The sequence below is a fragment of the Akkermansia muciniphila genome, assembly GCF_900184965.1.
Classification (GTDB): Bacteria; Verrucomicrobiota; Verrucomicrobiia; order Verrucomicrobiales; family Akkermansiaceae; genus Akkermansia; species Akkermansia muciniphila_A.
The window spans coordinates 405546-429826 of the sequence record NZ_FXYA01000215.1 but is presented as its reverse complement, the minus strand read 5'-3'; the positions used below and the strand labels follow the sequence as shown (position 1 = coordinate 429826).

Sequence of the window (24281 nt, the reverse complement as noted above, 5' to 3'; positions counted from 1 at the left end):
TTTATTGTTAAAATCGGATTTCTAATCCGAAGAAATAAACGCATTCGGAAAACAATTAAGCATAAAAGAGGTATGGATAAAAAAAGAGAAAAGACATATTTCTCTCACCCCGCTTTTTCCCCCTTGCATCTTGATGACCCGTTTGTTCTCAAAATAGAGTGTTGACTTCGGATTAGAAATCCGTTGAGCTAGGTTTCAGATGAGCTTTTTCTCTGCCCTTACTGTACCTGGACTGCAACAGCATCTTTCTTTTTCCAGGGAAGACTCCGCGATTCTCAAAGGGTATGGAATTCTCTTCATGATCTTTCATCATGTCTTCGGCTTATACGCTCTCCCCGCAGGCGTGGATACGGCATGGATCGCTCCCTGTCTTACAAAAGCCGCTCCCATCTTTAAAATTTGCGTACCCATTTTTATTTTCATCACGGGGTATGCTATGGGATGGAAAACGAATTCATCTTCAACCCTCGGTTCCCTCGTTAAAACAGGCTGTTCCCATTACCTTAAATTCTGGAAAATTTATTTCTTATGCCTTCTTCTGGCTACTCTGGTTTCCTGGGCATTCCCCTTGCCCATTTTGCCATCCGTTGCCGACATGGGCTGGAAAAACGGCCTGCTTGCCGTAACAGGATTGAAGCCCTGTTATCCCGACTGGTGGTACATGGCTCTTTTCTCGGCAGCCTCCATAGCCCTTTATCCCACTTGCGCATGGATCACGCATCACATTGCGCCTGTTCCATCCATGGCTGCTCTGCAGGGGGTGTCCCTTTTACTTCAAAGCATGACCCACATTCCCTGTCTGCCGGAAATCGCCTCCTCCTTCCCCTCTTTCCTTCCCTGCTTCATTCTCGGTTACATGTGCGCCTTTCTGGCTTCTCGCTTCTCTGCTCTTTCAACGTCCCAACGCCTGGGAGCAATCCTGTTGCTGGTTCTTGAAATACTATCCATCCATCTCTTCAGTTTTTCAAAAGCCAAAACCCTGACGGTTATCTTTCTCTTCACCCTCTGGTGCCTGCCTTGGATAACCCGGAAACTCCGCCTCACGCCTCTCCTGACGCTGCTGGGAACTTACTCCGCGCTTATGTGGCTAAATCACAGATTCATTTTCGGTTACCACTTTAGTTGGGATCTCTATGGGACCCGAAGCATCAGCGTAGTATTCATCGTGACGCTGGCATCCTCCCTTCTGCTGGCCATGGCCATGCAAAAACTTTTCAACCGGATGATTCGCCCTAATCCGCAAGCGCAGTCAAAACCTTTGTAACAACCTCAACAAGTACGGATTCCAACGCCTTTTAATTCCAGGGTGGATCTCCGTATTTATTCTCTCCAAGCCGGCTTTCCCCGTGAAATAAATACCACAACAGCAGCCACCCTACAAAGGGGACAGCCAGAAAAACCAGGAAAAAGCCGCTTCTCCCCACATCATGCAGACGCCGCACCATGGTAGCCGCCAACGGAACAGACAGCACGGCAAGCGCCATGTACAGCAGCGGGGAAACCAGTTCAACCCACGAAGACAGGGAAGGGAAAAAACCGTATTTCACAACGGAGGGGGCTCCCGCCACGGCCAGCCACGCGACCCCCACTCCGGAAAAAACTTCGTGCAGCTCTCCTTTTCCGGCACGGCCCTTAAAACTGCACCAAGCCTTGATGACGCGCATCCAGTACTTCCTCCTGCTCCAGCCGGGTCCGGCATCCTCAGGCCCCGTTCCGGCTTCCGTCAGAACGGACGGCACTCCATCATCATCCATGACAGTCATGGAAGGAATAAAGGAGGCCAGGGGCCTCCAGTCTCCATCGGGGACCTTCCGGACCAACGTCCGGTTGGACAACCGGCCGAGATTACGGGCCCGCAGCAAAAGCTCCAGGGAAACGGGGCCTTTGGGAGAACCGTCAATCGCCTGGTACTCGTAAAGACCGCTCATGGAGGAGCTTATCTGGATTCCTTCCCATGGATGAAGGCGGAGGCGGGTATGTCCTGCCTGGGCAGACCGGGGCCTTCCCACTTCAAAACCAGCCTGGAGGCAGCACCGGAATTCCCCACATAGCCGATGCGGATGGGATGAAGGCCGGCTTTCAAATAAACGGGATTCTTCCAGTCGCCCAGATCAGAGGAAACCTCGGCTCCCGGCTCATAAGTCTTGTCCGCGTCAATCAACTCCATGCCGTGCAGCCGGACAAAAGCCTTGCTGCCCTTGTTTTCATCCGTGGTCAGATAAAACGTATATGCCCCGTCCTCAGGGATCTTCACATACCCCGTCAGCTCCACGCCGCGCTTGGCCGGACCGTTCATGTTCACGGACGGGGAAGGCGTCACGCCATGGGCGGAAGCAGGCTTCTTCCACTGGCGGAAATCCGGGACCCAGGGAAAATCCCCTTCATACAAGGACCATTGCAACCCGGGAGAAACGGTTCCCTTCACGTCCACGGCGGGAACCGGCGTAGAGTCAAACACTGTTTTGGAAGGAAGGGAAGCCCGGCGATTGGACAAAGCGGCGGCTTTCATGCGGGCCTGAAGTTCCGGCCTGGAGGATGCCAGATCCCTGCTTTCCTGCGGGTCATTCAAAGTATCGAAAATCATGAAATCCCTGTCCGCATCCTTCACCCCCATGCGCAGGCCTTTCAATCCATCCACAAAAACAATCTGCTGCTGGCCCCGCTGCGCCCCCTTGTGTTCCCCCAGAAAATCCTTATACTCCGGCGTTTTGCCGGCGAAATTATATTCGGCATAAACAATGCCGGGCTTCTGCTGGTCCGCATGACCGGTTAGCGTCGGCAGCAGGGAAACGCCGTCACTGCGGGCAGGAACCGGCACCCCGGCCACATCAGCCAGCGTAGCCAGCCAGTCATGAAACTGGCCAGGGTTCAGACTGATCTGCCCCTTGGGAACGCGCGCAGGCCAGCGTACCAGCGCCGGCACGCGCATCCCTCCTTCCCAGCAATCTCGCTTAATGCCGTCCATCATGCCATAACTCTTGAAAAACTGCGGATTTTGCGCTCCGTGCCAGTGCCTGGTATCACTCCCGCCCTCATTGTGTGGGCCATTGTCGGACGTGAAGACGATCATCGTATTATCGTCAATCTTCAAATCTTTCAGCAGCCGGACCAAATCAGCCACGGCATCGTCCACGCGGCGGATCATGGTGGAATGACGTTTGGCCACATCATTCGGGAAATGGGAATTGTCCGGATGAATATAAGTATCCTTATTCTTCTCCGCCTTGGCGTCAAAAGCCGTATTTACGGATTCCGTGCCTTCCTTCTTCACCCATTGCAGACCTCCCTTCAAACCGCCTCCGGAGGGATAGGGAGTCCCCGGGACCGTCAGACTTCCGTGGGGAGCCGGAAAAGCCAGATACAGGAAAAACGGTTTGCCGGTTTTGCGGGCGGACTTGCGCTGATCCACAATCCACTGCTTGGCGCGGGCGGCAAACAAATCCGTGGAATAAGCCGTATGGGGCACCTGATCCTTAATATTCTTCCACTCGGGATTGGAAGCGTAACCGTTGTACTCGAAAACGTCACGGGATTCGGAAGGATAGTGGAAATGCCCCGCTAAATGGTCCAGGATACCGTAAAAATAATTGAATCCCCGCTGATGGGGGCCGGCGGTCATGGCCACCTGGCTCTGACCGCCGCCTCCTACACCCCATTTGCCAATGGCGGCAGTATCATACCCGGCATCACGCATCACGGTGCCAAGCGTGTGGGAATCTTCAATAGGATGATCGAAACGGTTATTTCTCACTACCCGGGAATTCCCCTGATGCACCCCCAGCAGCAGGGAAGCGCGCGCCGGGGCGCAAACCGGAGCGGCGGAATAGTGGCGGCGCAGCTGAATTCCCTCCCGCGCCAAAGCGGACAGGGCCGGAGTCTTGAACTCGTTCTTTCTCTCCACCGTCCGGCCATTCAACTTCTGCTGGCTCCAGTTGGAATCTAGGTCTCCCCAGCCCATGTCGTCCACCAGAATGAAAATAACATTGGGCTTCGAAGTCTTGACAGACCGGGCAGCCGGCTTCGCAGCCTGCCCGGAAGCGCCCATGCACGGAACCAGGGAAGTCAGAAGAACGGATAATAAAGATACCAGCTTCATGATTCAAAAGAAAATAGACTCTGAAAAAGACGTTAAAACAAGGCGTCATCTTACATGAATTTTCTCATCCCTCAAGAGAATTGCACGGAAAGGGCACAGAGGATTGAGCCGATAGTGCCCAGCAGGAAAAAAACATGAAAGAAGCAGCCTTACAGCCGGGAACAGCTACAATCCCGCCATACTGCACCAATGACCGAATTTTCCGGACGGAGCCATGAATAGAAAAAGTTCCGCCAGCATTCCCGGCTGCCGGAACCTTAGCCCTCCCGCGCCGCCCGGTTATGCCTGCCCCTGGAGAGAACGGCAGATCCTGCAAGGGAAACCCGGCAGGATAGATATTACCCCCCTTTGCCAGGCTGAAAATACAGAAAACCGGCGGGAACAGTAATCATGAACCGGAACGCTCCCAAACATCCGCGCCAATTCCGGAAGCAACGTTGATGACCTTGCCCGGAACAGCGGAGGCATCAGAAACGCTTCTTTCTGTCGTCCCTGCGGGAACGCTCTCCCCAGCGTTCGCCGCGGTCACTACGGAAGCCCCCGCGGCTTCCCCTGAATCCGCTGCGGTCCCGTTCTCCACGGTAACTGCTGCGGAATCCTCCATTGCGGCGGGGCGGGCGCGGTGTGCCGGAATATTCCGGAGCGCCCTTGTCTTCACGGACATTAACTTCATAGCCGCAGACGGTAGCCGTCGCCAGAGCCTCCAGAAGCTGGGGCGCCACGGAAGCGTCCACTTCTATCAGGGAATGCTTGGGGAAAATCCGGATATCGCCCACGGCGCCCTTTTCCATTTCCACCGTATTGTAAAATAACCCGGCTATGTCCTTGGGCCGCAAGCCAATCATCCGGCCTCCATTCATAAACAGCGTAACCGTATCACCCTTATGCTGCCAGGAATCACCCTTCTGCGGGCTCTCCGCATCCTCCCCGGTTTGCGGCATACGCCGCGCCCTGCGAGCCGGCTTGTCTTCCGGAATGGGCTGCACCTCCCGGTGCGTACGTTCCCGGAGCAAATCAAACAGGGCCGCAGCCATGGCCTCCGGCGCAGCCTCCACTTCTTTCAATTCCTCCGGCAGCACGGCATCCGGCTTGAGACGTTCCAGAATATCATCCACCAGAGATTCCGTCCGGAGCTGATCCACCTGAACGGCAGTCAACACAGGTTCCGGAGTCAACTTAACGCCGATGAAGCGCTCTATGCGGCTCATCAGGGAAAAATCACGGCGCCCCACAAAAGTGATGGCCTTCCCCTTGCGGCCGGCGCGTGCCGTGCGGCCGATGCGGTGCACGTAATCCTCCGGATCACGCGGCAACTCAAAATTCACCACGGCATCCACATCATCCACATCCAGGCCGCGGGCGGCAATATCCGTCGCCACCAGAAGACGCAGACTCCCCCTGCGGAAGGAATCCATGACGCGTTCCCTCATCATTTGAGGCATATCCCCATGAAGGCGGTCCACCGCATAACCGCGGGCCGTCAAACCGTCCACCACGTCATCCACCACCTTTTTGGTATTGGCGAACACCAGCCCCATTTTAATCTTTCCGGTGTCAAGCAGCCGGCTGAGCACCTCAATCCGGGAAGAAAACACCACCTCGTAATAAACCTGTTCAATGGTAGGCACCGTCAGCGTGGGCCGTTCAATGGAAATCTGGACGGGCTCTTTCATGAACCTGCTCACCAGACGGTTGATTTCCGGAGACATGGTAGCGGAAAAAAACAGGGTCTGCTTCGTTTCCGGCATGGCCTCCGCAATGCGTTCGATGTCTTCCAGAAAACCCATATCCAGCATCTCGTCCGCCTCATCCAGAATCAGCATGCGGAGTCCGTCCAGCCTTAATGCCCCCGACTCCATCAGATCCATGACGCGTCCGGGCGTCCCCACCACAAACTGCACCCCGCGGCGCAGGGCGTCCAGTTGCGGACGGAAAGAAGCCCCCCCGTAAATGGGGACGGCGGAAACGCCGTCCATAAATAAAGCAAGCTTGTCCACCTCCCGGCAAATCTGAACGGCCAGTTCCCGAGTAGGACAAAGAGCCAGCACCTGAACGCAGCGTTCCTCAGGCTCAATGCACTCCAGGGCCGGAATGGCGAAGGCAAGCGTTTTTCCGGAACCCGTATGGGACAGCCCCACAATATCGGCCCCACTGATCGCGGCGGGAATCGCCTGCTCCTGAATGGAGGAAGGAGTATCGAAGCCGAGCACTTCGATAGCCTCCAGAATCTCCGGTGAAATACCAAGAGCCGAAAAAGAAGATGTTTGAGTCATGGGGAAAAATGATCTGTCAAAGTCACGGAAGAAGCTGAACATTCTTCCCTCCCGTGTCCAGCCAAAAGAACGGAAGATACCGTAGATGCCACGATTTCCGCAAAGCCGCCTGCGAATAAAAAAACGGCTCTCCCCGCTTCTGGTCTTTACTGTCACACACGGGGTTGCAACTTGCAGGGGCGCATTCGCGTATGATACAAATATTTCCCTCCGAATTCATGGATAAAACGCCAAACAAATCACAGTCCTCCCTGCTGGGGATTTTCATCAACATCCTCCTCCCGGTGTTGATTCTGGACTATTGCAGCGCGGGGCCCGCCAATCCCCTGGAACGCCCGGAAGGAGAAAATTTCTGGCATATCGGCCCGGTATGGGCCCTCGTCATCGCCCTTTCCCTCCCCCTTGTCTATGGTATCCGTTCCCTGGTCGTCTCCAGGAAATTTGACCTGATGTCCGTCGTAGGCATGGCCGGCGTGCTGCTGACGGGTGTCATCAGCATCTTCGTCATCGGCCCGGAAGGGCGCATCCACAGCGCCACACCCTGGCTGTTCGCCGGAAAAGAAGCCCTGATCCCCCTTATCCTGGCGGCGGCGGTCGTCGTCTCCCGGTCCGCCGGCACGCCCCTTCTCAACATGTTTATCTACACGCCGGAGTTATTCGACGTGCGCAGGATAGAACAAACGGTGGCCGCCAACGGCGAGGAACGGGCTTATCAGAAACTGCTGGCGAACTCATCCTGGATTCTGGCGGGCACGCTGGTTGCCTCCTCCATCGGCAATTTCTTCCTGAGCCTCTCTTTCATGTCTTCCGTCATACAACAGCCGGAAGCGGAACAGCAAGTGGCCTACAACGCCGCCATCGGCAGCATCACCTGGTGGGGCTTCCTGATCATCGGAATCCCCATCCTGGCAGCCCTTGTCTTCATCATGACCCGCCTGATTAAACGGCTCGGCAGGCTGACCGGCCTCTCGCGGGACGAACTCCTTCTCAAATAACCCCCAAACCATGCGCCTCCATACTTCATGCATCCTGGCTGCCGCCATCGCCCTTCATGCGGCGTGGGCGGACACGCCCCGGTTCGACCGGGTCTTCGGTTCCCATATGGTACTTCCCCACGGGAAAAACATTCCCGTTTCCGGTACGGCCGCCCCCAACAGGGAAATAACCGTCACTTTTGGAAACACTGCCCTGAAAACAAAAACCGACTCCAAGGGGAAATGGAGCGTCACGCTGCCCCCCATGCCTCCCTGCGCCACAGGCCAGACGCTGGCGGCCGTGCAAAACGGGGACTCCGCCAAATTGGAAGATGTGCTCGTGGGAGAAGTGTGGCTGGCTTCCGGCCAATCCAACATGCTGTTCCGCCTGAACCAGACCACGACGGCCAAAGAAGACATAGCGGCTTCCGGAGACGACCAGCTCCGTCTGCTCAACAACGTTCCGCAAGCCCACACCAACAATGCCCCCTACTCCGCGAAAGACTTTGACGCCGTCACCACGGACAACTTCTATAAAGGGCAATGGGCTGCCAGCTCTCCCGCCACCTCAGGGCCAATGACTGCCGTGGGCTACTACTTCGGGAAAAAACTCCGCGAAGGGCTGGGCATTCCGGTAGGCATCATCCACTCCTCCCTGGGAGGCTCGGAAATCGCAGCGTGGATCCCCCGGCAGGTTATTAATACCAACAACAGCTTCCGCACCCTGCGCGGTAATCACTGGCTGGACTCCCCCCTTATCTCCGACTGGGTGAGGGGACGGGCCAGGAAAAACATCTCTCCGCGTCTGAACCAGGGCTCTCCGGACCATCCCTACAAGCCGGCGTTCCTTTACGAATCCGGCATCGCATGGACAACGGCCCTCCCCATCACGGGCGTCATCTGGTATCAGGGCGAATCCGATGCGGAGATCATTGACAATGCCCAAAACAGCATGCTGCTGAAAACCATGATCTCCTCCTGGAGAAAAGCTTTCCGTAACCCGGAAATGCCTTTCGTCATGATCCAGCTCCCCCGCATCAACGACCCGTCAAAAATCCGTGCCGGATGGCCGGAATTCCGTGAAATGCAAGACGCCGTGGCCAAAACCGTTCCAAAAGTTTACAGCGTCAACACCATTGATCTTGGCTCCACCAATTCCGACGTTCATCCTCCATTCAAGCGCCCTGTGGGGGAACGTGCAGGAAATACTGCCCTGAACAAGGTTTACGGTAAAAAGATCCCCTGTGAAGGCCCTGCCCTCAAGGCCTTCAAACCTTCCGGTTCCAACATCCTGGTTCAACTGGATCAAGCTGCCGGACTGACCACCACGGACGGCAAAGAACCGGCCCAGTTTGAAATTGCCGGGACGGACGGAACTTATCATCCCGCCGCAGCGGAAATCATAAACAGAAAAGGCAACACAGCCGTTATCCGCCTCTCATCCCCGGAAGTAAAATCCCCCAAACACGCCCGATATTGCTGGAACCGTTTCGTGACCCCCAACCTGGTCAACGGCAACCAGCTCCCCGCCCGTCCCTTCCGGACGGACGCACCTGTTCTGAAAAAATAACTCATACCATACCATCACTCCATGAACCTTCATCTTCTCATCGCTTCTCTGACAGCCACACTCTCACTGGGCATGGCGGCACAAGCTTCTCCCGCCAAAGTAGCCTGCGTGGGAGACAGCATCACCTTCGGCACCGGCCTTAAACCCGGAGAAGCCCGGTATCCGCAAGTGCTCGCCACACTTATGGGGCCGGACTTTGACGTCAGAGGCTTCGGCAATCCCGGAAAAACGGCAGGCGACTATCCGGGCCAGGCAGGACGCTGGTACGGCAGCACCAAGGAACACAAGCAAGCCCTGGAATTCAAGGCGGATATTTATATCTGCAACCTTGGCATCAACGACACGGGCCGCTGGTGGAACCCCGAACTGTTCTCCAAAGGCTATGACGCTTTGCTTCATGCATGGAAAAACGCCAATCCCAAAACACGGTTCTTTGCCTGGGGGCTGCTGGGCCCGGACTACCGCGGCCCGCTCAACAAGAAGGCATTTCCCGGCAACTGTTATCCGGACGTGCGTAAATATGCAGGCTCGGACAACGGCTCATCCGCCAACCGCCCGGAAGCGGAAAAACTGATCGCCGCCGTTGCGCGCAAGTACAAAGTCAGCCTCTTTGACGCGCTGCACCCGCTCTCCGACCATCCGGAATGGTATGTTGACGGGCTGCATCCTACGGAGAAGGGCGCACGGCGCATTGCGGAAATCACCTTTGCCAAGCTGGCAAAAAGCCTCAAGCTTAAGCAGCCCGCCCCCAGGCTGGAACCGGGCACCGGCAACGTGATCATCAACAACCCCGGCAACTCCGGCATTCTTCTGGATGGATGGAAACTGACGGACGGAGCCAATACGCTCATCTTTGAAAACTCCACCGTCATTCATCCCAAGGACAGGCTTATCATCGCCATTGGCCCGGAAACTCAAAAAGACCCGACCAAGCCCCTGCAAATCAAGTCCGCCCAATCCCCCGCAGCTTTCCGCCTCATTCCTGCGAAAAAACATTAAAAACTTCCTGAACAGGCTTATGGGAACACGCGGAACTCCTGCATGTTCCCATAAGCCCAGCGCACGCTATTCCGCCCATACACACCCGCGGCAGGCGGCATGCCGCGGAACTCCGGAGGACATCAGGATTCTCCACAGGCGGCATGCCTGCGTCACAGGCTGTTTCCCCCTCTACCCTAAAAACTCATTTTCATCCTGTTTTAATTGAGCATTTCTGTTTCCAAAACAGTCTACAGTGCATGGAACAGAATAAAAGCAAATCATCCGCATGCCGCCTGCTTGGCCCCCTGGCCACCAACACCAGCATGGACTTCGGCGTTCTGTTGCTGCGCCTGGGCGTAGCAGTCATGATGCTTGTGCATGGCATTCCCAAACTGGGCATGCTCATCAGCGGAAACTGGGCGGCTTTCCAGGATCCGCTGGGAATCGGCAATTTTCTGTCCCTGCTGCTGTGCGTAGGCGCGGAATTCGGATGTTCCGTCCTCCTCTTGCTGGGATTCCTCACCCGTCTGGCCTCCCTTATCCTGGTCATTAACATGTGTGTAGCGCTCTTTCTTGTCCTTGGTCTTTCCGGCTGGGGAGCGCAGGAACTCGCGGCCATCTACCTGCTGATCTATCTGACCATCTTCTATACGGGACCGGGTAAATTCTCCCTGGATGCCTGGTGGCTCCGGCGCGACTGCAAGATAGAAGTGGAATGAAAACAGCTCCTCCCGCGCGTCCTATGGCAAAAATACTTCTTTTTTCACTCGCCGCGGAAGGAGCCTTCCTCTAGGATGCTGGCACACCCAGTTCATCCGTTCAATGTCCGGCAAACTAACCTACAAGCAATCGGGGGTCGATACCAAAGAAGCAGCCGCCTTTGTATCCGACATCAGCTCTCACGTTAAAAGAACGCAAAAGCAGAGATCTCTTCACCAGGCCTTTGGCCTTTTCGCCGCTGCCTATGATTTGAGCTCCTACAAGGAACCGGTCATCGTCACCGGGTGCGACGGCGTAGGCACCAAGACGGAAATTCTCTTTGAACTGGACATGGTGGAAACCGCCGGCAAAGACCTGGTGGCCATGAACGTCAACGACATTCTTACCACGGGCGGCGACCCGCTCCTTTTCCTGGATTATCTGGGCATCTCCAATCTGGAACGGGAACGCTCCCGCATCACCCGCCTGGTGGCCGGCATGTGCGACTACCTGGAATCCTGCAACTGCATCCTGGCCGGAGGGGAAACGGCGGAAATGCCCGGTGTGGTGCCGGAATCCATCGTGGAACTCTCCGGCTTCTGCATCGGCTGTTGTGAAAAAAGCAAACTGATTGATCCGAAAACCGTCCGGCCCGGAGACGTATTCATCGGCTACAAATCCGACAGCTTCCATGCCAACGGCTGGAGCCTCATCCGCCGCATTCTGGAAGAAAATCCGGATGTAGTTGATGAAGAGGAACTCCGTTCCCTTCTTCAGCCCACCCGCTTGTACCATGACGTGGTGGCAGATATGCGCCGCTTCAATGTCACCCCGAAGGCATACGCCCATATCACGGGGGGAGGCCTCCCGGAAAACCTGGAACGCTTCCTGGGCGACTACGGCGCAGACCTCTCCATTCCCTATTGGGACAACACCGCCGCCCAGAAAATCCTGAAGCATGTGGATCCGCAGGACCGCTTCAACACCTTTAACATGGGCATTGGCTGGGTAGCTATCGTGAGACCTGAAGATGCGGAAGCCGCATTGAAGGCAGGTCCGGGCGGCACGGTCATCGGCACGCTGAGAGAAGGCCGCGGCATTCATGTCAAAGTACAGGGCGAATAAAAACACCATCTCCTTGCAACGGATACGCCACACTTACAGGACAATCTTTTCATCATCATCCCATGAGCGATTTTCTTAAACACGAGTGCGGCGTAGCCGCCATTCGTCTGCTTAAGCCTCTCTCTTATTTTCAGGATAAATACGGCTCCACCCTCTGGGCGTTCAACAAACTGCTCATCCTGATGGAAAAGCAGTACAACCGCGGACAGGACGGCGCGGGCATAGGCTGCGTCAAGCTGAACATGCCCCTGGGGCAGCCTTATCTGTTCCGCACCCGGGACGCCAGCAAAGACGCCCTTACGAGCATCTTCAACGGGCAAATCAAGAAGCTCAATAAAAAAGTTCGCCGCGGCCTGGTCAACCTGAAGGATGCGGCAGACATCAAAAACAACTTCGACTACGGCGGGGAAATCCTGATGGGGCATCTCCGCTACGGCACCTCCGGCCTCTTTGACGAAGGTTCCTGCCACCCCTACCTGCGCCGCACCAACTGGCCGACCCGCACCCTGATGGTTCTGGGCAACTTCAACATGACCAATACGCCGGAATTGAACCAGCGAATGATTGAACGCGGCCAGCACCCCGTCTTCGGAACGGACACGCAGACTGTCCTTGAAGAAATAGGGTATCACCTGGATGAAGCCCATACGGACCTCTACCGCGCCTTGCGGGACAGCGGCATGCCCGGCCCGGAAATTCCCCATGCCATTTCCTCCCGGCTTAACATTCAGGAAATCATCCATAACTCCGCCAAGCAATGGGACGGCGGATATGCCATCATGGGAGCCATCGGCAACGGGGACTACTTCTGCCTGCGGGATCCGCACGGCATCCGCCCATGCCACTACCTGATTACGGATGAATTCATTGCCGTGGCTTCCGAACGCGTTCCCCTGATGACCGTCTTTGAAGTGGAAAGCGAACAGGTTCAAGAACTTCCGCCGGCCAATATACTCTCCATCAAAGCAGACGGGACACATGCCATTACGGAATTTACCACCCCTCTGAAACCGGCTCCCTGCTCCTTTGAAAAAATTTACTTCTCCCGCGGGAACGATCCTATCGTTTACCGGGAACGCAAAGCGCTCGGCGCGGCGTTGACCCCCCAAATCGTGGATTCTCTTGAAGACCGTTTTGACAAATCCGCTATCACCTACATTCCCAACACGGCGGAAACCGCCTACTACGGCCTGCTGGAAGGCTTGCGCGTCTACCGCCGCAAGCGCGTGCATGCCCAGCTCCTGGAGGCCCTGAGAAACGGCACCCTGGATGAAAACATGCTGGACAGCGCTATCCTGAAACGCTGGCCGCGCGGTGAAAAAATCGCCCACAAGGATATCAAAATGCGCACGTTCATCACGCAGGAAAAAAGCCGTGCGCAGCTGGTTTCCCACGTATATGACCTCACTTACGGCGCCGTAGGGCCGGAAGACGTGCTCGTCGCCATTGACGACTCCATTGTCCGCGGCACCACCCTGAGAAGGTCCATCCTCCGCATCCTGGGCCGCACCAATCCCCGGAAAATCGTCATTGCATCCACTGCCCCGCAAATCCGGTATCCGGACTGCTACGGCATTGACATGTCCGAGCTGGGCAACTTCATCGCCTTCCAGGCGGCCGTCTCCCTGATCAAGCAGCACGGACAGGTCCGTCTGCTGGAAGAAGTGTACACGGCATGCAAGGAAGAACTGACCAAGCCCAAGGAAGAACGGCGCAATTGCGTAAAGGCTATTTACGAAGGGTTGACTGAGGCTGAAATCTCCCGGGAAATCACCCGCCTGGTCACGCCGCACGACGCGCCGTGCCCTGTGGAAGTCATCTTCCAGACCATCGAAAACCTCCATGAATCCATAGAAGGCCCCTGCGGCGACTGGTATTTCACCGGAGATTATCCGACTCCGGGCGGATACACCACAGTTAATGTGGCATACATGCGCTGGTTTGAGGGCAAAGGGGGCCGTGCATACGATTTGCCCTTGTAGCACATCCCTTTTTTTGGGTATTCTGTCGTTGATATGTCAGGACCCATTGCATACACGACCTTGGAAGACACCGAACTGGTCGCCAGGGCACGGGAGGGAGACTCACGGGCTTTTGACGAGCTCGTCATTCGCCACAGCCGCAAGCTCCATGCCACCCTGTACCAGATGACGGATAACTACGATGACGCCTATGACATCGCCCAGGAAGCGTTCTCCAAAGCCTACCGGGCCTTGCGCTACTTCAACGGGCAAAGCGCCTTTTATACATGGTTGCACTCCATTGCCGTCAACCATGCCAGAAACTTCCTGAAAAAACGCAACCGCAGAATGACCTACAGTCTGGACGACGACGAGTACGGCGACCATACGGAAAAGGACATGAACATGGCGGATGAAACGGATGGAGCGGACCCGGAACGCCGAACCCATCTGAATGAGCTGCAACTTAAAATTAATGAAGCCCTGAAAAAACTTTCGTCCAAACACAGGGAAGTCGTTGTCCTTCACGATGTGAAAGGACTCAATCATACGGAAATATCCGCCCTTCTGGGCATCTCTGAAGGAACGCTCAGATCACGTCTGCATTATGCTCACAAGGAACTCCAGGGGCTCTTGGCGGAATATCTGAGTTAACAGATTAAAAAAATATTGAACGTCAGTTCTCGCTGTCATGTCAAACGCATAGTCCCGCATTTCGGGCTAACATACCCTAACCTCTATTATATTTAATATTAACGAAGATGGATAAACAATCCACAGATCACAAGGAAGAAGCTCTGGTTGCCATGCTTGCGTCTCTCCGTAAGGAACCCTGCTATCATGACAATTTTGAGGAAGATTTCCTCCGCAATTTTCATCTTAGAAAGGAAACCGATCAGGCTGCCAACTCTGCTTGGAAATTGTTACTCGAACGTCTGGACAACTATCTGCAGAACTTTCGTGGTTGGCAGTGGGTCTATGCTTCCATGTCCATCGTGACATTGGCGGCAGTAGGCGTTATTATCGCATCCGGCAATATGGATGATCCAGCCGACTCTTATGTGGCCTCCTCCCAGGAAAAAGAAGAAATTCTCCTGACGGAAAAAGCAATGCCCGTAAGTAAGGAAACTATTGAACAAACCTCTACCGAAGCCGCCCCTGCGGAAAAACCCGAATTCACGACGGGCGCGTCTTCATATGACACATCAGACACCAATAATCAGCAGAAAACCAATTCCAATACCGATAAGAAACCGGTATCCCGCGTTCTCATTGAGATGTAACAATCCATGATGAACCTGGCTCCTATATTGACGGGCATGGCCGTTGCTGGTCTGATTTACCAGGCAGCGGCCGTGCCTGTTCCCTTTAAGATAGAAGCCATTCCTCCCCAGGGGGGAGGAGCGCCGTACACAACCATGGCGGCGCAGGTCGGCAAGGACATGCTGGCCTCCCTGATTCCCTACCGGGTTTTAAAAAACGCAGACACGACCTACCGCCTCGGGGACAGAAACGCCCCGCCCCTTCAGGTCTGGGCTCAGGAAAAACTCACAGGCCTGACCATCTTCAAGGTGGACCCTGCCCGCATATACGACGGGCAGGCGTCCCTTACCCCGTCCTGTATCCTTAAACGCGGCGACAAGCTGTCCTTTGCCAGCAGCAAGAATGAGACTACGCAGGGAATTTACGTGGGCATGGAACATTCCATTGGGGACACCAGTTTCCCCCTGCGGCTTATCCGCGCCCAGTTCCCCAAACTGGCCATCCCGTCCATCGGCCAGCCATGCTACGACTCGGAAAACCGTCTGGTAGGCATTGTGCTGGGAGTTTCCCGCAAGGGAACTTGCCATCTGCTGCCTGCCCGGGCCATCTCATTCCTGGCGGCCCATCCGGAAGCCAAAAGAGTGCGCCTGGGCTGCCTGCTGGACATCAACTCCTCCACCCCCGTCATTGAGGGCCTTATCAACGGGGGGCCTCTTGCGCGGGGAGGAATCCAGACCGGGGACATCCTCATCAACATCAACGACACGCCTATCCGCAACTACGGGGACATGTTGGACGCCACTTATTACCTTACGGGAGACAAACCTCTGTCTATCGAAGTCATCCGCGGCACCCAGGTGGTCAAAAGCAAAGGAATCATCCCTACGCAGGATTCCCGTTAATCCAAACCCGGCCTCCAAATAAATGCCGGGTCTCCGGACGGCTCCCGCTCAAAATCGTCCTGAACCCTCTTTCAGGCTTGAACTCGCCCGCTGGCGCACTTAAAAAAGGGCGTGCTTCAAATCGTCTTCAATAAAATCAGCGCTGCGGAAGTATCCAGCATCCCCACTCTGGAACAGCTGGATCTGCTCGGAGACTTTCAAGTCTCGGAATCCACTCTCCAAACCCTGGATGACGCCCGTTTCGGCAAAATGGAAAAGGATGGCAAAATTCTTTACCGTTACGTCGCCAAAGATTACCGTATCTACTTTGAAGTCATTGAAGGCAAAGTGATCGTCCACCGCGTCCTGCACGCCAACAGCCTGAACGATTTCCTGTTTCGCACCAATATTTCCCCGACTGCCGGCGAAGATGAAATCCTGAGCCAGTCCAAGCACTTCTGGAAACTCATCGACGAAGGCAAAAACGCCTCCAAAGCCTGACTTTTCCCATTCATGGCCTGCATCGTTCTGGGCGTTACCGGCTCCATTGCCGCATATAAGGCGGCGGACATCGCTTCCGCTCTGGTCAAACACGGCCATGAAGTGCATTGCGTCTGCACAGCCAAGGCCCTTGAATTCGTCACCCCCCTCACCCTGCACACGATTTCCCGCAACCCGGTCTTCTCCTCCTTTGAGGATGAAAAGGAGGACTGGGTCCCCCCGCACATCCAGCTGGCCCAGAGGGCAGATCTTCTGCTTATAGCTCCTGCCACGGCAAACGCCATGGCCAATTTCGCCCACGGCCTTGCCCCGGACATGCTCAGCTCCCTCTACCTGGCCTGCCAGGCTCCGGTGCTCATTTGCCCGGCTATGAATGTCCACATGTGGGAACACGCGGCTACGCAGCAAAACGCGGCCGTCCTGCAGCAGAGGAAAGACCACCACATCTTTGGCCCCAGCGAATCCGGAATTCTGGCCTGCGGAGCGGAAGGCGCGGGAAAACTCATGCCGGTGGACAGGATTGTTCAAAAAACGCTCTCCCTTTTGCCGTAAGGATGGCAAAAATCGCTCCATGCCTGTTTATTGGTTTGCCCCCGGAGAACTAAATCTTCTATCATGGACGCATATGAAAATGCTCCTGCTCCTCTTCGGTTCCCTCATGCTCTGCTCCTGCGGTCCGGATAAATATCCCATCAGCTTTCATATGGAGACGGGAGCGACGGACAGCAGAAAATTCGCCTTTGAAAGGGACGGCCATTACTATAGCAAAGCCCCCTTTATTTCCCATAAAGACATTGAATCCTATTATTCCTTCCCTGCACCGGACAACACCTACGGCATCGTCGTCAACGTCCGGAAAGGCCTGGACAGCCGGGTGGAAGGAATAACAGCCGCCAACCTGGGCAGGCAAATACTGCCCATCGTCAACGGCCACGCCATGCAGCCCCTGCGCCTTTACAGCAAACCTGTCACCTCTGGAAAACTGGCGATTATGGGAGGTTTCTCCCCGGCGGATCTTGCCGCCATGGCTGAATTCATTCCTCCGGCGGACCCTAAAAGGGAAGAACCCGTCAACAAACTGGCCGCCGTTACCAAGCCCCTTCTTCCCACCAAGGATCCTGTTCAGGAGAAGAAGGAAGCCAAAGACCCTGAAGAACACAAGGACCGTACCGTGGTCAGCACCCGCCGGGGGCGGATCTGAGCCAGCACCCTTCATATCAGCATGCACGGCAACTCCTTTCCACTCCTGACCGGCATCCTCCTGTTCCTTTGGGGCATGCCACTCCTGATGGCGGATATTGTAGTGCGTTTCCCCACGGAAAATACGGCCCTGCTGGACAACCGCCCGCAGGATTTTTACATGTACGTAGACCGCAACTTTGAGGGGGAGAAATCCCAGCCGTGGGAAGCAGGAGCCTACGGTTTTACACGGACCCTCGTCAGGACCCAGGCAGGCCCCGTAGCCGTCAAATTTCATGAGGGCATCGATATTAAACCTCTCAGGAGGGATGCTTCCGGCACGCCGCTGGACGACGTGCACCCCGTAGCCGGAGGCACGGTAGTCCATGCCTCCGCCAACCCCGCCCACAGCAATTACGGCCGCTACGTGGTTATTGAACATCAACTGAAGGACGGGCCGCTTTACAGCCTGTACGCCCATCTGGCCTCCGTCTCCTGCAAGAAAGGCGACCGTGTGGGCACCGGAAATGTCATTGGAAAACTGGGATACTCCGGGGCGGGTTTGAACAAAACGCGTGCCCATGTGCATCTGGAACTCTGCCTCAAACTGCAGGATGACTTTGAAAACTGGTATTCCAGTCTGAAACTGAGCGCTCCCAACCGCCACGGCTCCTATAACGGACTCAATCTGGCCGGTTTTGACCCGGCGCCGGTCCTCTTGCAATGCAGGGACGGGGCGGAATTCTCCCTCTCGCGCCATATCTCCTCCCTGCCGGTCCAATACGTCGTGCGGGCTCCCTCTTCCGGCGAGCCGCCCAGCCTTGTCAAACGCTACCCCTTCCTGCTGAAGCCGGGCCCCGCCAACCCAAAATCCTGGGAAATCAGTTTTACGGGGGAAGGGGTTCCCGTTTCCGTGACTCCTTCCAGCCAGCCGTGCGCAGAACCCGTCGTCATCCGGGCCGTTCCGCATCCTTTCTCCCAACTGTACAGGACCTGCAACCGCGTTTCCGGCTCCAGCAAGGCCCCTAAGCTTACCGCCGCCGGCAAACGCTACATCCGGCTCATCTTCATGGGGCCTGAATCATAATCCTACGATGATGCAAACCTTCTCCAGATTCCATGTTCCCCATGTCGTTCTCACGTCCTGCGCGGCGGCCCTGCTTTCCCTGGGCGGCGCTTCCCCTGCAACTGCCTCCCTCCCTGCGGGAGAAACCCTCCCGCAGGACAGGCAGGATCTCCTGAAAAACAAAAAATACCAGCAGGGGCTGAAAGCCCTGGAAAACCGCCTTCCCCTGGAAGCCAGCAAACATTTCCAGGAATGCCTGTCTTCCAGAAACCTGGCGGAACCACAAAAAGCCATCATCCGCCCTTTTCTGGCGGAAGCCCTGATCCGCGCCAAAAAAACGGAAGAAGGTCTGAATGCCTGGGAGCAACTGCCGGACTCTCCCATGAAATCCTACTGGACGGCGGTGGGCCTCTTCAATAAGGGCTCCTTTACCAAAGCCCTGGAAAAACTTACCGCCATCCCGGAAACAGATCCGCTTTCCCTCTACGGGTTCCAATTGAAAGCCCGACTTGCGCGCCAGCTTCAGGACCGGCAGCTTTTATCGGAAACCCTCAGCAGGCTGGGGCAGGCGGAATCTCCCGCCGTTTCCCGCCCCGCGCGCCTTCTTCTGGCGGATGTACTGGTGAATCAGGAACGTTACCAGGACGCCGCCGCTATCCTTGAACAGCTCAAAACGGAAGCCGGGACGGACAGCAACCAGCTCATGCGTTCATACGCCGAACTCATAGAAGGAAAGCTGGCCGGCAAACAGGGGAATCTGGACCAGGCCATAAAAACCTTCGCCGCCGTTATGGACAACAAGTCCTATCCGGAAAAAATACGTGATCTGGGCCGTCTGGCTCTCGCCAAGGCGGAAATAGCCCGGGAGAAAAGCAATCCGGAGCAGGCGGAAGAGGAAACGCGTTCCCAGCTTCAGGAAGAGGAAGCTCCGCACACCGCCGGAACGGCGGAAGAACGCCTGCTGGCGTTCATTGGCGGCAAATCGGAATCCGCCCTTCTGATGGATGCCTTCAACATTCTGCTGGATGAAGACATCTTCCACACCAATCCCCAGGCTCTGGAAAAACTCAACGGCTGGGTAAAGGCCAGGGATGCCTCCCGCCAGCCGGCGGCCATGTATGCCATGGGAAAACTTCTTCTGGAAAAAGATGACCTGCCGGGCGCCGTCAACATGGCGGAAGAAGGGCTCTCCAAATATCCCCAGAGTCTGCCCGTTCAAATTCTTTCCCTGAATACCATTACTGTTCTGCTGGATAAAAACCGCCTGAAGGAGGCGGAACGTCTTATTTCCAAATATCCCGGTTCGTCCCCTGACCTCGTCTTTCAACAGGGCGCCCTGGCTTTCCTCAAAAAAGACTACTCCCTGGCGCAGAACCTTTTCCGGGAAGCGGCCCGCCGAGCTTCGGAAACAACGGCGGAAAACGCCCTGTTCAATGAAAACCTGGCCGCCCTGAACGCCAATGACTCCGCCGGAGCCGCCGCGCTCATCAAGGAAGCCGCAGGCTCTTCCCGGCTCCGGGAAAGCATCCTCTTTGAACAGGCCCATTACGCCGCTAAAAGAATGGACCCTCAGGCTGCGGAATTGCTGGCAAATTTCATCGCTCTGGCGGAGAATCCGGCCCTGAAAACCCAGGCGCGGCTGGACCAGGCGGAAGTAGCCCTGAATCTCAACCCTCCGGATCTGGAAACCGTGCAGGCTATCATCCCCCTGTTGGAAAAAGAGCAGTTGTCCCCGGAACAGACCATGCAGCTGGCACGGCTGAATATTCTGGAGGCGGAGAGCCGGCAGGAATGGCCCAGCGCCATCCAGGCCTGCCGGAAGGCCATTGCCCTGGATGCGGAAGGCAACCAGGCGGATATGCTTTATCTCAAACTGGGAGAACTTCTGTACAAAAACGGAGACTTCCATGAAGCGCAGCTTGTTCTCCAGCCCTTTCCCTCCAAATACCCTGACAGCCCTCTTCAGGCGGCAGCCCTCTTCCTGGCAGGAAAAGCCGCCCAGCAAAGTAATGCCGGCAGCACGCTGAACGCCGCCCTGAACATTTTCAAAACCCTGGGCGCGGAGGACACCCCCTTTGCCCAGCCTGCCAGAATAGAAGAAGCCTCCATTCTCCTGCGCATGGGGAAAGCGGATCAATGCATCTCCGCCCTGGAAAACCTGCTTTCCACCCCATTGCCGCGCTACATGCGCCTGCTGGCCCTCTCCATCCAGGCGGATGCCTGGGTGACAAAGGAAGACACCCATTCGGACACGCTGCGCAAGGCCATCAACCTCTGTACGGAAATCCTGAATACGCCCAACCTAGGACTGGCCTGGAAATTCAAGGCCCTGACCCAGCGGGCCCAGTTCTACGAACGAATGAACGAACAAAAAAAGGCGCTGGACGACTATGCCTCCATTCTGGCCCATACGCCCAGCGGAAGTTCCTCCAACAAACGCAGGGACTGGCACTGGTTCTACAATGCCGGTTTTGCCTCCATCCGCCTGCTGGGCCAGCTTCAGGACTGGGACGGAGCCCTGGCGCTGGCAAAAAAACTGGCGCAGACTTCCGGCCCCAGAGCCAGGGAAGCAGCGGCCTATGCGCGCCGCATCCAGCTGGAACACTTCATCTGGCAGGATGAACAGGAAGCTCCCGCTCTGGAAAACGAAAAGCCGGCGGCACCGGATCAAACCGCAGATTAAGCAGCCTTCCCTCCCGCCATGGATACCCATCCCACAGCAAAAAACTGGAGACTCAATGCAGCGGCCATCATTATGGACGCTGAAGGCTGCGTATTGCTGGGCAAGGACAGCGGCCGCAACCCGTACTGGCATTTCCCGCAGGGAGGCGTCATTAAAGGCGAAAGCATTGAACGGACTCTTGCGCGGGAAGTATGGGAGGAAGTGGGGCTGCGCCCCACGGAATACACTATTGTCAACCGTCTGCCCGGCCTGCGCTACAAATACCCTTCCGGCAACCGTAAAGTTACGCGCTGGATAGGCCAGGAACAAACCTACTTCCTTGTGCGCTGCAAAACCAGACGCCCTAAAACGGACTTGCACCGCAGCCCCGAATTTTCAAAAACGAAATGGATTCCCCTCCAGGATCTCAAACTGGAAATGTTTCCCAAATTCAAAAGGAAAGTCATTAAAAACGCCCTTCAGCAATTCTTCGGGCCCGGCTTTCCTTCCAAACATGCCGCCGTGAAAACATCTTCACCCTCCTCACCCTCATCTTCAACACTAACTCCGCGTACAATGAACCGTTACCTGGTGCCTCCCGGCAAAAAACTGCGTTTAAAGGATTATTCTCCGGACGATAAATCTCTCTTCTCTGGAACCAAGGAAGAATCCCTGATTGAATTCGACAAACTGAGGGAAGAACTGCAGGAACTGCAGAAAAAACTTTTTGCCCAGCACAAGCACAAAATTCTGGTCATTCTTCAGGCCATGGACGCAGGGGGCAAGGACGGTTGCGTCAAGCATGTCTTTTCCCGGGTGGATCCGCAGGGGCTGCACGTAGTTCCCTTCAAAAAACCTACTACTGAGGAACTGGACCACGATTTCCTGTGGCGCGTACACAAGGAAGTGCCCGCCAAAGGGCAAATCGCCATCTTCAACCGTTCCCATTATGAAGATATCATTGCCGTCCGCGTGAAAAAAATCTTCCCGGACCCGGTCTGGAAACGCCGCTACAAGCACGTCCTCGATTTTGAATCCATGCTTGCGGAAGAAGGCACCGTCATCATCAAGCTATTCCTGAATATCTCCAAGGCGGAACAGAAAAAACGGCTGGAATCCAGGCTTCAGGATCCGGACAAACTTTGGAAATTCTGCATGGATGACCTGGATGACCGGAATCGTTGGGACGAATTCCAGACAGCTTACCAGGATCTCATTGAAAAAACATCTACTCCGGAAGCGCCCTGGTACATTATCCCGGCAGACCGGAAATGGTATAGAAACCTGGTTGTCGCCCGCCTGATGGTAGAAAAACTGCGCCATCTCCAGCTTTCGCTCCCCACTCCCAACTTTGATCCTGCCTCCATCGTCATTCCAGATTGATAAAATCTGTCATAACGATAACAAATTTGTGCATCTTGAAATTATTTTTGTACATTTCTCGGTATTCAGTTGTCCCACTATTATAAAATCTGCATTATTCACAATAACAATCAAAACTTAGAATTTCTAACGCTTGACTGTTCTAGTGAAAAATTGTTAGAAAACAACTTAACGCCCAGAACGTGTAAACATTCTACATAGAAAAACAAAATCAAATGTATTTAGCATCCCAACGAAAGGAGTTCATTCTGAAAACGCTGGCCGAACATGGAGCTGCAAGGACCATCGCTCTGGCCAAACAGATGAAGGTCACGGATGAAACGGTCCGCAATGATTTGATTAACCTTGAAAAACGCGGCTTCCTCAAGCGCGTCCACGGCGGTGCTCTGGCGCTTACTCACAAATCCCTTCATGAAGACATTGTTACTCAAGACGATGTGTCTATCAGGATTGCCAAAAAAACTGTTCAGAATATTCCCGCTTCCGTGGTTATGTTCATTGACAGCAGCACCATGGGCTATCAAATATGCAACCACATCAATTCCAAGGATACGCACGTGGTTTCCAACAACCCCACGTTGCTGACCCGGCTTGAAGGCATTCCGAACCTGAGCTTCTATTGCACGGGCGGACACTTTGACCGCGAAGCCCTGGTCTATGTAGGACAGGACGCCGCCAAGGCTGCCGGCTCCCTGAGCATTGACATGGTTGTGCTAACGCCGGACTGCTACTCCCCCAAGCATGGCGCCGGATACAAGAACATGCTGCAATCCGAATTCATCAAGAGCGTCATCCCCGCGGATGCCAAGGTGATCATCGCCATGCCTTCCACCAGCGTGGCTAACAACCCGGCATTCTATACCGTTGCGCCCTCCCAGGTTTCCATGCTCATCACTGATGAGGCCCTTTCTCCGGAAATGGCCGACCAGATTGAAAAGAGCGGCGTCAAGGTGGAACTCGCCTGACGGCTGTCTGCTTTACAGGAGGCGGAAGTTCATCGGAACTTCCGCCTTTTTTATGATAATCACATACTCTCTCTTTTCCATTCCATCCGGTACTCCCGGCTTCCCGTCAACTCATCCTCCCTGGAGCCGATTTCTTCAAACCCGCCCCGCCGATAGAATGCGCGGGCGCGGGCATTCTCTTCATAAACTCCCACCGTCAGCATTCCCTTGCTGTGTTCCTTTACCCAGTCCAGCAGCGCTGTACCTATTCCTTCACACTGACGTTCCGGCGCCACGAACAGGGCGGCCAGTTCCCCTTCCCCCACCAGGCAGGCAAACCCGACAACGCGACCACCGTCCCTGCACACCCATGTACGCGCCCTGGGCAGGTACACCTGCCTCATATCTTCCACCAGACCGCACCAGAACCCCACGCCCGCAAAAGAATGGGCCTGTTCGGACGCTTTCAGCCAAATATTCAAAACCTCCGTTTCATCCCTATTCTGGTAATGTTCTATCTTCATACATCAATAACAGGTATTCGGCAACCTTCCTGTAGTCTGTACAGATTAGCATGGCGGATGTATGGAACTCAAGAAAGAAAGGCCCGCCTTCCGGTAAAAATGAAAGGAAAGGCCATGCCGGCCGGCTTCTCTTCCATCCTCTTCCTTCAACACACCGCCGGCCCTCAAATTATATAATACGGCTTTCTGAACGAGCGCC

At 55.3% G+C, this 24281-nt stretch carries 21 protein-coding genes; 17 read left to right on the top strand and 4 right to left on the bottom strand.

The annotated features are described in order from the left end of the window. Nucleotides 1-298: 298 nt before the first annotated feature. On the top strand, nucleotides 299-1264 hold the full coding sequence (locus CI070_RS12800; protein ID WP_179218492.1) for a hypothetical protein: 966 nt from the start codon (nucleotides 299-301) through the stop codon (nucleotides 1262-1264). Between the two features lie 31 nt (nucleotides 1265-1295). On the opposite strand, the gene CI070_RS12795 is transcribed toward CI070_RS12800, so the two are convergent. From CI070_RS12795 to CI070_RS12785, 3 genes are all read right to left on the bottom strand, one after another. Next, nucleotides 1296-1928: a DUF805 domain-containing protein gene (locus tag CI070_RS12795; RefSeq protein WP_094136960.1), complete on the bottom strand. Its 633-nt coding sequence runs from the start codon at nucleotides 1926-1928 to the stop codon at nucleotides 1296-1298. An 8-nt stretch (nucleotides 1929-1936) separates the two neighbouring features. Next, on the bottom strand, nucleotides 1937-4096 hold the full coding sequence (locus CI070_RS12790; protein WP_094136959.1) for a sulfatase-like hydrolase/transferase: 2160 nt from the start codon (nucleotides 4094-4096) through the stop codon (nucleotides 1937-1939). A 467-nt stretch (nucleotides 4097-4563) separates the two neighbouring features. Then, complete coding sequence (locus CI070_RS12785) at nucleotides 4564-6369, bottom strand: DEAD/DEAH box helicase (RefSeq protein ID WP_179218490.1); 1806 nt, start codon at nucleotides 6367-6369, stop codon at nucleotides 4564-4566. Nucleotides 6370-6587: 218 nt separating this feature from the next. Between CI070_RS12785 and CI070_RS12780 the strand changes: the two genes are divergently transcribed. From CI070_RS12780 to CI070_RS12705, 16 genes are all read left to right on the top strand, one after another. Then, complete coding sequence (locus tag CI070_RS12780; protein WP_022198473.1) at nucleotides 6588-7364, top strand: VC0807 family protein; 777 nt, start codon at nucleotides 6588-6590, stop codon at nucleotides 7362-7364. Nucleotides 7365-7374: 10 nt separating this feature from the next. Then, nucleotides 7375-8913 (top strand): sialate O-acetylesterase, encoded by a 1539-nt coding sequence (locus tag CI070_RS12775; protein ID WP_094136957.1) that lies wholly within the window; start codon nucleotides 7375-7377, stop codon nucleotides 8911-8913. Between the two features lie 21 nt (nucleotides 8914-8934). Further along, the gene (locus CI070_RS12770; protein WP_094136956.1) at nucleotides 8935-9912 is read left to right on the top strand and encodes a GDSL-type esterase/lipase family protein; all 978 of its coding nucleotides are present in this window, start codon (nucleotides 8935-8937) and stop codon (nucleotides 9910-9912) included. 239 nt (nucleotides 9913-10151) lie between these two features. Then, complete coding sequence (locus CI070_RS12765) at nucleotides 10152-10613, top strand: DoxX family protein (RefSeq protein ID WP_094136955.1); 462 nt, start codon at nucleotides 10152-10154, stop codon at nucleotides 10611-10613. Between the two features lie 103 nt (nucleotides 10614-10716). Next, entirely contained in the window at nucleotides 10717-11718 is a 1002-nt protein-coding gene (gene purM / locus CI070_RS12760; RefSeq protein ID WP_022198477.1) for a phosphoribosylformylglycinamidine cyclo-ligase, read from the top strand. Nucleotides 11719-11780: 62 nt separating this feature from the next. Further along, nucleotides 11781-13700, top strand: coding sequence for a hypothetical protein (locus CI070_RS12755; RefSeq protein ID WP_094136954.1), 1920 nt, complete (start codon nucleotides 11781-11783; stop codon nucleotides 13698-13700). A gap of 60 nt (nucleotides 13701-13760) precedes the next feature. Continuing rightward, the gene (locus CI070_RS12750) at nucleotides 13761-14333 is read left to right on the top strand and encodes an RNA polymerase sigma factor (RefSeq protein ID WP_256943707.1); all 573 of its coding nucleotides are present in this window, start codon (nucleotides 13761-13763) and stop codon (nucleotides 14331-14333) included. 107 nt (nucleotides 14334-14440) lie between these two features. Further along, complete coding sequence (locus tag CI070_RS12745) at nucleotides 14441-14962, top strand: hypothetical protein (RefSeq protein ID WP_094136952.1); 522 nt, start codon at nucleotides 14441-14443, stop codon at nucleotides 14960-14962. A gap of 6 nt (nucleotides 14963-14968) precedes the next feature. Next, on the top strand, nucleotides 14969-15844 hold the full coding sequence (locus CI070_RS12740; protein ID WP_094136951.1) for a PDZ domain-containing protein: 876 nt from the start codon (nucleotides 14969-14971) through the stop codon (nucleotides 15842-15844). Nucleotides 15845-15955: 111 nt separating this feature from the next. Further along, a complete protein-coding gene (locus CI070_RS12735) occupies nucleotides 15956-16324 on the top strand; it encodes a hypothetical protein (protein WP_012419515.1) in 369 nt (122 codons plus the stop codon). Between the two features lie 12 nt (nucleotides 16325-16336). After that, the gene (locus tag CI070_RS12730) at nucleotides 16337-16876 is read left to right on the top strand and encodes a flavoprotein (RefSeq protein ID WP_094136950.1); all 540 of its coding nucleotides are present in this window, start codon (nucleotides 16337-16339) and stop codon (nucleotides 16874-16876) included. A gap of 73 nt (nucleotides 16877-16949) precedes the next feature. Then, nucleotides 16950-17525: a hypothetical protein gene (locus CI070_RS12725; protein ID WP_094136949.1), complete on the top strand. Its 576-nt coding sequence runs from the start codon at nucleotides 16950-16952 to the stop codon at nucleotides 17523-17525. 21 nt (nucleotides 17526-17546) lie between these two features. Continuing rightward, nucleotides 17547-18590, top strand: coding sequence for a M23 family metallopeptidase (locus tag CI070_RS12720; protein WP_094136948.1), 1044 nt, complete (start codon nucleotides 17547-17549; stop codon nucleotides 18588-18590). A gap of 7 nt (nucleotides 18591-18597) precedes the next feature. Continuing rightward, entirely contained in the window at nucleotides 18598-21252 is a 2655-nt protein-coding gene (locus CI070_RS12715) for a tetratricopeptide repeat protein (RefSeq protein ID WP_094136947.1), read from the top strand. Between the two features lie 18 nt (nucleotides 21253-21270). Continuing rightward, on the top strand, nucleotides 21271-22614 hold the full coding sequence (locus CI070_RS12710) for a PPK2 family polyphosphate kinase (protein WP_094136946.1): 1344 nt from the start codon (nucleotides 21271-21273) through the stop codon (nucleotides 22612-22614). 215 nt (nucleotides 22615-22829) lie between these two features. Then, nucleotides 22830-23579 (top strand): DeoR/GlpR family DNA-binding transcription regulator, encoded by a 750-nt coding sequence (locus tag CI070_RS12705; protein WP_012419521.1) that lies wholly within the window; start codon nucleotides 22830-22832, stop codon nucleotides 23577-23579. A gap of 59 nt (nucleotides 23580-23638) precedes the next feature. Here the strand turns inward: CI070_RS12705 and CI070_RS12700 are convergent, their stop codons facing one another. After that, a complete protein-coding gene (locus CI070_RS12700) occupies nucleotides 23639-24082 on the bottom strand; it encodes a GNAT family N-acetyltransferase (protein WP_094136945.1) in 444 nt (147 codons plus the stop codon). Nucleotides 24083-24281 lie beyond the last annotated feature (199 nt).

What these genes read in the sequence shown, in the direction of transcription:
- CI070_RS12800 (WP_179218492.1), top strand. Translation starts at nt 299, where the DNA reads ATGATCTTTCATCATGTCTTCGGCTTATACGCTCTCCCCGCAGGCGTG.
- CI070_RS12700 (WP_094136945.1), bottom strand. Translation starts at nt 24,082, where the DNA reads ATGAAGATAGAACATTACCAGAATAGGGATGAAACGGAGGTTTTGAAT.
- CI070_RS12715 (WP_094136947.1), top strand. Translation starts at nt 18,598, where the DNA reads ATGATGCAAACCTTCTCCAGATTCCATGTTCCCCATGTCGTTCTCACG.
- CI070_RS12745 (WP_094136952.1), top strand. Translation starts at nt 14,441, where the DNA reads ATGGATAAACAATCCACAGATCACAAGGAAGAAGCTCTGGTTGCCATG.
- CI070_RS12795 (WP_094136960.1), bottom strand. Translation starts at nt 1,928, where the DNA reads ATGAGCGGTCTTTACGAGTACCAGGCGATTGACGGTTCTCCCAAAGGC.
- CI070_RS12770 (WP_094136956.1), top strand. Translation starts at nt 8,935, where the DNA reads ATGAACCTTCATCTTCTCATCGCTTCTCTGACAGCCACACTCTCACTG.
- CI070_RS12790 (WP_094136959.1), bottom strand. Translation starts at nt 4,096, where the DNA reads ATGAAGCTGGTATCTTTATTATCCGTTCTTCTGACTTCCCTGGTTCCG.
- CI070_RS12765 (WP_094136955.1), top strand. Translation starts at nt 10,152, where the DNA reads ATGGAACAGAATAAAAGCAAATCATCCGCATGCCGCCTGCTTGGCCCC.
- CI070_RS12710 (WP_094136946.1), top strand. Translation starts at nt 21,271, where the DNA reads ATGGATACCCATCCCACAGCAAAAAACTGGAGACTCAATGCAGCGGCC.
- CI070_RS12725 (WP_094136949.1), top strand. Translation starts at nt 16,950, where the DNA reads ATGAAAATGCTCCTGCTCCTCTTCGGTTCCCTCATGCTCTGCTCCTGC.
- CI070_RS12740 (WP_094136951.1), top strand. Translation starts at nt 14,969, where the DNA reads ATGATGAACCTGGCTCCTATATTGACGGGCATGGCCGTTGCTGGTCTG.
- CI070_RS12785 (WP_179218490.1), bottom strand. Translation starts at nt 6,369, where the DNA reads ATGACTCAAACATCTTCTTTTTCGGCTCTTGGTATTTCACCGGAGATT.
- CI070_RS12780 (WP_022198473.1), top strand. Translation starts at nt 6,588, where the DNA reads ATGGATAAAACGCCAAACAAATCACAGTCCTCCCTGCTGGGGATTTTC.
- CI070_RS12705 (WP_012419521.1), top strand. Translation starts at nt 22,830, where the DNA reads ATGTATTTAGCATCCCAACGAAAGGAGTTCATTCTGAAAACGCTGGCC.
- CI070_RS12730 (WP_094136950.1), top strand. Translation starts at nt 16,337, where the DNA reads ATGGCCTGCATCGTTCTGGGCGTTACCGGCTCCATTGCCGCATATAAG.
- purM (WP_022198477.1), top strand. Translation starts at nt 10,717, where the DNA reads ATGTCCGGCAAACTAACCTACAAGCAATCGGGGGTCGATACCAAAGAA.
- CI070_RS12775 (WP_094136957.1), top strand. Translation starts at nt 7,375, where the DNA reads ATGCGCCTCCATACTTCATGCATCCTGGCTGCCGCCATCGCCCTTCAT.
- CI070_RS12755 (WP_094136954.1), top strand. Translation starts at nt 11,781, where the DNA reads ATGAGCGATTTTCTTAAACACGAGTGCGGCGTAGCCGCCATTCGTCTG.
- CI070_RS12720 (WP_094136948.1), top strand. Translation starts at nt 17,547, where the DNA reads ATGCACGGCAACTCCTTTCCACTCCTGACCGGCATCCTCCTGTTCCTT.